Consider the following 6,552-nt stretch of genomic DNA (forward strand, 5'->3'; position numbering starts at 1 on the left):
GAAGCAGCCCCCTCGGTCTTTCAGCTAAGCCGAATTACTTCTGCTTCACGCCTTCAACACTGATATCCAGGTCCAGGGTCTGCGAAGTAGCGCCCGGGCCCTTGATGCCGAAGTCGTTCAGGTTCAGCGTGGTGGTAGCGTTGAAACCAGCGCGCTCGCCGCCCCATGGGTCCTTGCCTTCACCGTTGAAGGTGGCCTTGAAGGTGACCGGCTTGGTCACACCATGCATGGTCAGGTCGCCTGTCACATCAGCAGTCTTCTCGCCAGTCGGCTTGACGCTGGTGGAGACGAACTTGGCTTCGGGGTACTTTTTCACGTCGAGGAAGTCGGCGCTGGCAATGTGCTTGTCACGCTCGGCGTGGTTCGACCACAGGCTGGCGGTTTTCAGGTCGACGTTGATCTTGCTGGCTTCAGGCTTGGCGCTGTCCCAGGTGAAGTTGCCGTCGAAGTCCTTGAAGGTACCGTGAATGAAGCTGTAGCCCAGGTGGCTGATCTTCCAGTCAACGAACGCGTGCTGGCCTTCCTTGTCGATCTTGTACTCGGCAGCCATGGCCTGGCCGGCGGAGAACAGAGCGGTACCGAGCGCCAGGGCGGCAAAAGTCTTTTTCAACATCCTTACTTCCTTCCTATGCAATTGAGGTTGAGAGTCAAGCTTTGCGGCCCAGCATGCGGGTCAGGGTCGCGTCACGGTCGATGAAATGGTGCTTTAGCGCTGCCAGGCCATGCAGCACGGCAAAAATCACCAAGCCCCAGGCCAGCCAGAGATGAATCACGCCAGCCAGGTCTGCCTGGTCGGGCAGGTCGCTGACCAGTGCCGGCACTTCGAACAGGCCGAAGACCGGAATGCCGACACCGTCGGCGGTAGAAATCAGGTAACCGGCGATCATTACCGCGAACAACCCCAAGTACAGGGCCAGGTGGCCCAACTTGGCTGCCAGGCGGGTGAGTGCGCCATGGTTGGCCAGTGCAGGTGGTGGCGGGCTGATGAAGCGCCAGACCACCCGCAGCAGCATCACCGCCAGCAGCAGCAGGCCGATGCTCTTGTGCAGGTCCGGGCCGGCCTTGCGCCAAGGGCTGTAATAGTCGAGGCCGACCATCCACAGGCCCAGGCCGAACAGGCCGAAGACAGCCAGAGCCACGCCCCAGTGCAGGACAATGCTGACCACGCCGTAGCGAGAAGGTGAATTGCGCAGTTGCATGTTGACGTGTTTCCCCGTGAAAGCTGTGCACAGACTAACGCGTAACGTATCGAAGAAAAGCGGAAAAAATTGCTTTGGATTATCGAGAAATCCGATATTTATTGTGTGGGTTTCCCATTAAGGAAACATTAACGATAGTTGGGTAATCGGCGGTTGCCAGTGCCGACCCTTCGCAGCACAAGGCTGCTCCTACAGGACAGCGCAGTACTTGTAGGAGCAGCCTGGTGCTGCGAAGAGGCTGGCAATAAATCAACCCGCTTTGGCTTGGGTATTGGCTACAGCTTTCCTGGCAGGCTCGGACTTGGCAGTTGCCTTCTTGGTCTCGGCAGGCTTGTGGGCCGGTTTGTGCGCCGGTGCATGCTTGCCAGGTGCAGCCTTGGTAGCAGCAGGCTTGGCCGCCGCTTCCTTGACCACAGGTGCTGGTGCAACCGGGGCCGGTGCTTGCGGCGCAGGCACAGGTGCCGGCGCCACTTCCTCGGCCTTGGCAATCGGCTCGGCCTTTATCTCAGGCTTGTCGGCCCCGCCGAACAGGCGCTTGAAGAAGCCCGGCTTGTCCTGCTTGGCCTCATCGACCGCCTTCGGCTCAGCTTTGGCCGGGGCCTTTTCAACCTTGTCGCCCTTGCTGGAAGAGCCGCCAAACAGGTTGGAGAAGAACCCACCCTTGCTCTCCTTGGCCGCCACGGCGCCTGCAGCTGCTGCCGCCGCCACCGGCGCCGCCTTGGCCGGGTCGAACGACTTGCCGGCCAGCAGGTCCTGCACCTGGTTGGCCGCGCGCTGGCCGCTGCGCAGCGCGCCCTCCAGAGTGCCTGGGTAGAGGGCGTCAGTATGCTCACCAGCAAAGGTGATGCGCTGCACCGGGCGCTCCCACAGGCGCCAGTACTTGCTGATCTGGCCCGGGCCATAGGCCAGGTAGGCGCCGCCGGTACCGGCGTCGGTGCTGTAGCGCTTGACCTCGTAGCCTGTGAACGAGCCACGGGCCTGTGGGTAGAACGCATGCAGGCGGATCAGCACCTGGTCGACCATCTGCTTGTCGCCGAACGCCTGAAGCAGGCGAGCGTTGTCACCCGACAGGTTGATCACCACGTTGGCGCCACCCTTGAGCGCAGGTTCGATCCACAGCATGCCCAAGCCAGCGTTACTGAAGATTTCGCCCGACATCCGCGCGCGGCTTTCCCACACCGGCTTCTTGAACTTGAGCATCAGCTGGTCACGCCAGCCATAGTTGGTGCCCTTCAATGCCGCCAGGTGCTGGCTGTCCAGGCCCGGGGTCATCTGGATCTTGGCCAGGGCACGCAGGGGCACGGCCATGACCAGGTAATCGGCCTGGTAGCCGACACTGCCGACCTTGACCGTGACGCCGTCCTTGTCCTGGACGATGGAGGTCACCGGCGAACTGGTCTTGATGGTCTTCAGTTGCTTGACGAAAGCCTGGGCCAGCACCGGGCTGCCGCCGGGCAGGCGAGCGGCACGCAGGTCACGGTCGCTGACGCCGCGATACACGCGGTTCTGCTGAGCGAAGTACAACAGCGACAGGCGCGATGGCTCATCGTAGCGGGTACGGATCTGCTGGTTCACCAACTGACGGGCGGTGGCCGGCAGTTGCAGCTTGTCCAGCCAGGTGGAAACGTTGATCTGGTCGAGGGCGAACAGCGTGCTGTTGGCTTGCGGGTTCAGCGGGTCATCAATCGAACGGGCCAGGTCATCGAGGGTTTTCTCGTAACGTTTGAGCGCATCGGCAGTAGCCGGCTGCTTGGTTGCCAGGTCGGTGGCGCTGAAATACTCGCCGTCGATCAGGTAACCGGGGGTACGTACGAATTCCGGTGCCGGCAGTGTTTCAAGTTTGAAACGGTCAAGGTACTGGTTGAGCACCGGCTGCGCCTTGGCGTTGCCGATCCACTCGCTGGTGGCCAGGCCCGAGCGCCCGCCCATGCCCGGTTTGGCTTCCAGCAGCGTCACCTGCCAGCCTTTGTTCTGCAGCTCATAAGCGGCGGTCAGGCCCGCCAGGCCGCCACCCACGACGATCGCCGAAGGTGTCTTGTCCTTTGCCAGCGCGGCGCCGCTGGACACACCAATCAATACCAACGCGCACAGGCGCACCCAAGCAGCAGCCATGTCGGCGAACTCCGAGTCAGGGGGTTACAGAAACGGGGAGAGGCAGGAATGCCCCGGGAGAGATGCGTTAAGAATACGTCAGGTCTGCGGACCCTGCCAGCGCAGTGACATCAAGTCCTTTTGGCCACTGACAATTTTGCCTGCGACGATTCGGCACGGTAGCAAGCGAAGCTGGCAACCCGGTGAACAGCAGCGGTTGTCCTGCCCTGCGGCATTGCTTAGGCTTACGCGGTCGAACCAAGCCGCAAAGCCAGGAGAAGTGCCCATGGGCCTCAATGATCAGTGGATGCAACGCGACCTCAAGGTCCTGTGGCACCCCTGCACCCAGATGAAAGACCACGAGCAGCTGCCGCTGATCCCGATCAGGCGCGGCGAAGGCGTGTGGCTGGAAGACTTCGAAGGCAAGCGCTACCTGGATGCGGTGAGCAGTTGGTGGGTCAACGTGTTTGGCCATGCCAACCCGCGAATCAACCAGCGCATCAAGGACCAGGTCGACCAGCTGGAGCACGTGATCCTGGCCGGCTTCAGCCACCAACCGGTGATCGAGCTGTCCGAGCGCCTTGTAGCCATGACTCCGGCTGGCCTCGACCGGGTGTTCTATGCCGACAACGGTTCGTCATGTATCGAAGTGGCGCTGAAGATGAGCTTCCACTACTGGCAGAACGTCGGCAAACCGGGCAAGAAGCGCTTCGTCACCCTGACCAACAGCTACCACGGCGAAACCATCGCCGCCATGTCGGTCGGTGATGTGCCGCTGTTCACCGAAACCTACAAGGCGTTGCTGCTCGACACCCTCAAGGTGCCCAGCCCCGACTGCTACCTGCGCCCCGAGGGCACGAGCTGGGAAGAGCACTCGCGCACCATGTTCCAGGCCATGGAACAGACCCTGGCCGAGCACCACGCCTCGATCAGCGCGGTGATCGTCGAACCGCTGATCCAGGGTGCCGGCGGCATGCGCATGTACCACCCGGTGTACCTCAAGCTGCTGCGCGAGGCCTGCGACCGCTACGACGTGCACCTGATCCACGACGAAATCGCCGTGGGCTTCGGCCGCACAGGCACCATGTTCGCCTGTGAACAGGCCGGCATCCGCCCGGACTTCCTGTGCCTGTCCAAGGCCCTGACCGGTGGTTACCTGCCACTGGCTGCCTGCCTGACCACCGACAAGGTGTATCAGGCGTTCTACGACGACTACCCGACCCTGCGCGCATTCCTCCACTCGCACAGCTACACCGGCAACCCGCTGGCCTGCGCCGCAGCGCTGGCGACCCTGGACATCTTCGAGCAGGACAACGTGATCGAGGCCAACAAGGCCCTGGCCACCCGCATGGCCAGCGCCACCGCGCACCTGGCCGACCACGAGCATGTGGCCGAGATTCGTCAGACCGGCATGGCTCTGGCCATCGAAATGGTCCAGGACAAGGCCGGCAAGGTCGCCTACCCGTGGCAGGAGCGCCGTGGCCTTAAAGTGTTCGAGCATGCCCTGACGCGTGGCGCCCTGCTGCGCCCGCTGGGCAGCGTGGTGTACTTCCTGCCGCCCTATGTGATTACGCCGGAGCAAATCGACTTCCTGGCAGAAGTGGCCAGCGAAGGCATCGACATTGCCACCCGCGACAGCGTCAGCGTGGCCGTACCAGCCAACTTCCACCCCGACTTCCGCGACCCGGGCTAGGTCCTACAGCCTGCCGCCTAACCCTGTGGGAGCGGGTTCACCCGCGAATGCGATAGTGGACTCACCGCCGCATTCGCGGGTAAACCCGCTCCCACAGGGTCACATGTCCCCTTTTCGTCCGAGCTGAACCATGAGACTGTCCCGCTTTTTCATCGACGCCCCCCTGAGCCTTGGCGAGCACGACCTGCCCGAAGCCCAGGCCCACTACATCGGCCGCGTATTGCGCATGGCACCCGGCGACCCCGTGCAGTTGTTCGACGGCAGTGGCCAGGAATACCGCGGCCAGTTGCTCGAAGTGGGCAAGAAAGCCGTGCGCGTCAGCCTCGACCAGGCCCTCGCTGGCCAAGCCGATTCACCACTGCACGTGCACCTCGGCCAAGGCCTGTCCCGTGGCGAGCGCATGGACTGGGCAGTCCAGAAAGCCACCGAACTGGGCGCCAACGAAATCACCCCGATCGTGAGCGAACGCTGCGAAGTGCGGCTGAAGGACGAGCGCGCCGACAAGCGCCTGGCCCACTGGCGCCAGGTGGCGATCAGCGCCTGTGAACAATGCGGCCGCTCGACCTTGCCGGTCATCCACCCGCCAGTGACCCTGGCTGAATGGCTGAACACCGCCAAGGCCGACCTGAAACTGGTCCTGCACCCGGTGGCCGAACCGCTCACCAGCCACGCCAAGCCTGCTACCCTGGCCTTCCTCATCGGCCCCGAGGGCGGCCTGAGCGAGGCGGAGGTCGACCAGGCCAAGGCTGCCGGCTTCCATGCAGCACGCCTGGGCCCACGCGTGCTGCGCACCGAAACCGCACCGGTGGTGGCATTGGCGGTGGCGCAGCAACTGTGGGGCGACTTTTAACTAACGCACGTAGAACGACACCGCCACGAAGTGCATGAGGCTGCCGGCGATCACGAACAGATGCCAGATGCCATGCCAGTGGCGGAAGCGGCTGTCGAAGGCGAAGAAGATGATGCCGACGGTATAGAACACCCCGCCGGCGGCCAACCAGGCAAAGCCTGCGCTGCCGAGCGAGTGCAGCAATGGCTTGACCGCCACCAGCACGATCCAGCCCATCACCGCATAGATGATGATCGACAGGATGCGCGCCTCGGATCGCGGCTTGATCTCCTGCAGCATGCCGATCACCGCCAGCCCCCAGACCACCCCGAACAGGCTCCAGCCCCAGGGGCCGCGCAGGCTGACCAGGCAGAATGGCGTGTAGCTGCCGGCGATCAGCAGGTAGATCGACAGGTGATCGAGCTTGCGCATGATCACCTTCGCCCGCCCGCGAGTGCTGTGGTACAGGGTAGAAATGCTGTACAGCAACAACAAGGTGCTGCCGTAGATGGAGAAACTGACGATCTTCCACGGGTCGCCCTGCAGGCCCGCGACCACGATCAGCCAGATGGCACCGATACAGGCCAGGACGGCACCGACCAGGTGGGTCCAGGCGTTGAAGCGTTCACCGTAGTACATGCAAACACAGACCTCCTGAAGATAGCGAACACACCTTCAGCCCCGATTTGTGGTTGTGCGCCTGGCTGTTCACCAGCAACGGCCTGCCGGTCGAAGTGCTG

At 62.9% G+C, this 6,552-nt stretch carries 6 protein-coding genes; 2 read left to right on the plus strand and 4 right to left on the minus strand.

The genetic code is table 11. The annotated features are described in order from the left end of the window. Window positions 1–34: 34 nt before the first annotated feature. From ACK1U9_RS20255 to ACK1U9_RS20265, 3 genes are all read right to left on the minus strand, one after another. Entirely contained in the window at window positions 35–613 is a 579-nt protein-coding gene (locus ACK1U9_RS20255; protein WP_046613427.1) for a YceI family protein, read from the minus strand. 34 nt (window positions 614–647) lie between these two features. After that, complete coding sequence (locus tag ACK1U9_RS20260) at window positions 648–1,199, minus strand: cytochrome b (RefSeq protein ID WP_046613428.1); 552 nt, start codon at window positions 1,197–1,199, stop codon at window positions 648–650. A 249-nt stretch (window positions 1,200–1,448) separates the two neighbouring features. Beyond that, a complete protein-coding gene (locus ACK1U9_RS20265) occupies window positions 1,449–3,311 on the minus strand; it encodes a flavin monoamine oxidase family protein (RefSeq protein WP_046613429.1) in 1,863 nt (620 codons plus the stop codon). Window positions 3,312–3,576: 265 nt separating this feature from the next. Between ACK1U9_RS20265 and ACK1U9_RS20270 the strand changes: the two genes are divergently transcribed. Further along, window positions 3,577–4,983 carry an adenosylmethionine--8-amino-7-oxononanoate transaminase gene (locus ACK1U9_RS20270; RefSeq protein WP_046613430.1) on the plus strand — a complete coding sequence of 469 codons (1,407 nt, stop codon included), beginning with the start codon at window positions 3,577–3,579 and terminating at the stop codon, window positions 4,981–4,983. Window positions 4,984–5,113: 130 nt separating this feature from the next. After that, on the plus strand, window positions 5,114–5,833 hold the full coding sequence (locus ACK1U9_RS20275; protein ID WP_338459850.1) for a 16S rRNA (uracil(1498)-N(3))-methyltransferase: 720 nt from the start codon (window positions 5,114–5,116) through the stop codon (window positions 5,831–5,833). Here ACK1U9_RS20275 and trhA read toward each other — a convergent pair whose 3' ends face one another. Beyond that, the gene (trhA, locus tag ACK1U9_RS20280) at window positions 5,834–6,451 is read right to left on the minus strand and encodes a PAQR family membrane homeostasis protein TrhA (protein ID WP_013974522.1); all 618 of its coding nucleotides are present in this window, start codon (window positions 6,449–6,451) and stop codon (window positions 5,834–5,836) included. Window positions 6,452–6,552: the final 101 nt, after the last annotated feature.

The organism is Pseudomonas sp. XP1, assembly GCF_053557675.1.

Coding starts and splice junctions, on each gene's coding strand:
- ACK1U9_RS20270 (WP_046613430.1), top strand. CDS start 3,577: ATGGGCCTCAATGATCAGTGGATGCAACGCGACCTCAAGGTCCTGTGG.
- ACK1U9_RS20260 (WP_046613428.1), bottom strand. CDS start 1,199: ATGCAACTGCGCAATTCACCTTCTCGCTACGGCGTGGTCAGCATTGTC.
- ACK1U9_RS20265 (WP_046613429.1), bottom strand. CDS start 3,311: ATGGCTGCTGCTTGGGTGCGCCTGTGCGCGTTGGTATTGATTGGTGTG.
- trhA (WP_013974522.1), bottom strand. CDS start 6,451: ATGTACTACGGTGAACGCTTCAACGCCTGGACCCACCTGGTCGGTGCC.
- ACK1U9_RS20255 (WP_046613427.1), bottom strand. CDS start 613: ATGTTGAAAAAGACTTTTGCCGCCCTGGCGCTCGGTACCGCTCTGTTC.
- ACK1U9_RS20275 (WP_338459850.1), top strand. CDS start 5,114: ATGAGACTGTCCCGCTTTTTCATCGACGCCCCCCTGAGCCTTGGCGAG.